Origin of the sequence: Xanthomonas sp. SHU 308 (assembly GCF_000364645.1) — a bacterium.
In the GTDB taxonomy this organism is placed as follows: Bacteria; Pseudomonadota; Gammaproteobacteria; order Xanthomonadales; family Xanthomonadaceae; genus Xanthomonas_A; species Xanthomonas_A sontii.
Map to the genome: position 1 here is coordinate 1 of NZ_AQOK01000641.1, position 1,311 is coordinate 1,311.

A 1,311-nucleotide genomic window follows, 5' to 3' on the forward strand; every position below is an offset into this window, starting at 1 on the left:
ACCGCGCACCTGCTGTCGGCGCATCTGCCGCATGCGGTGATCATCGACTGCAGCGGCAGCGCCGACGTCGCCGACCGCTACGCCGGCTGGCTGGCCGCCGGCATTCACGTGGTCACGCCGAACAAACAGGCCGGCGCCGGGCCACTGCCGCGCTTCCACGCCATCCGCGCCGCGGCCGCGGCCAGCGGCGCGCGCTTCCGCTACGAAGCCACGGTCGGTGCCGGCCTGCCGGTGATCACCACCTTGCGCGACCTGGTCGATACCGGCGACGCGGTCACCGCGATCGAAGGCATCTTCTCCGGCACCCTGGCCTGGCTGTTCAACAAGTACGACGGCAGCGTGCCGTTCGCGCAACTGGTGGCCGAGGCGCGCGGTATGGGCTACACCGAACCGGACCCGCGCGACGACCTGTCCGGCACCGACGTGGCGCGCAAGCTGGTGATCCTGGCGCGCGAGGCCGGGCACGAGCTGAGCCTGGAGGACGTGGCGGTGGAAAGCCTGGTGCCGGAAGCGTTGCGCCAGGCCAGCGTGGACGATTTCATGGCGCGCCTGCACGAGGTCGATGCGGTGTTCGCGCAGCGCCTGCAGGCGGCCAGGGCGCGCGGCTGCGTGCTGCGCTACGTGGCGCGGCTGGCGCCGGGCCATGCACCCAGCGTGGGCCTGGTGGAACTGCCGGCCGACCATGCCTTCGCCAACCTGCGCCTGACCGACAACGTGGTGCAGTTCACTACCCGCCGCTACTGCAACAATCCGCTGGTGGTGCAGGGGCCGGGCGCCGGCCCGGAAGTGACCGCCGCCGGCGTGTTCGCCGACCTGCTGCGGGTCGCGGCGGGCGAGGGCGCGCGCCTGTGAGCCGGATGCAAACGCTCGCGGCCGGTGCCGTCGGCACCGCTGCGCTGCCGACGCAGGCCCGCGCGTTCGCGCCGGCCTCGGTGGCCAACGTGGCGGTGGGATTCGACCTGCTGGGCTACGCGGTGGAGGGTGTCGGCGACACGGTGACGGTGCGCCGCATCGATGCGCCCGAGGTGCGCATCGCGGCGATCCGCGGCACGACCGTGGCCCTGCCGCTGGAGGCCGCGCGCAACACCGCCGGCGCGGCCTTGATGTCGCTGCGCGAGGCCTTGGCGCTGCCGTTCGGCTTCGAACTGGAGATCGACAAGGGTATCCCGCTCAGCTCCGGCATGGGCGGCTCGGCTGCCTCGTGCGTGGCGGCGCTGGTGGCGGCCAACGCGTTGTTGGACGTGCCTCTGTCGCGCGACCAGCTGTATCGCTACGCGCTGGACGGCGAGGCGGTGGCCAGCGGCAGGCCCC

Annotated in this window: 2 pseudogenes; both read left to right on the forward strand. The window is 73.0% G+C overall.

The window, feature by feature from the left end:
* Nucleotides 1–852: pseudogene (locus tag D588_RS0117880) on the forward strand (bifunctional aspartate kinase/homoserine dehydrogenase I); the annotation flags it as partial.
* 5 nt (nt 853–857) lie between these two features.
* Nucleotides 858–1,311, forward strand: a pseudogene (locus tag D588_RS25270) (homoserine kinase); the annotation flags it as partial.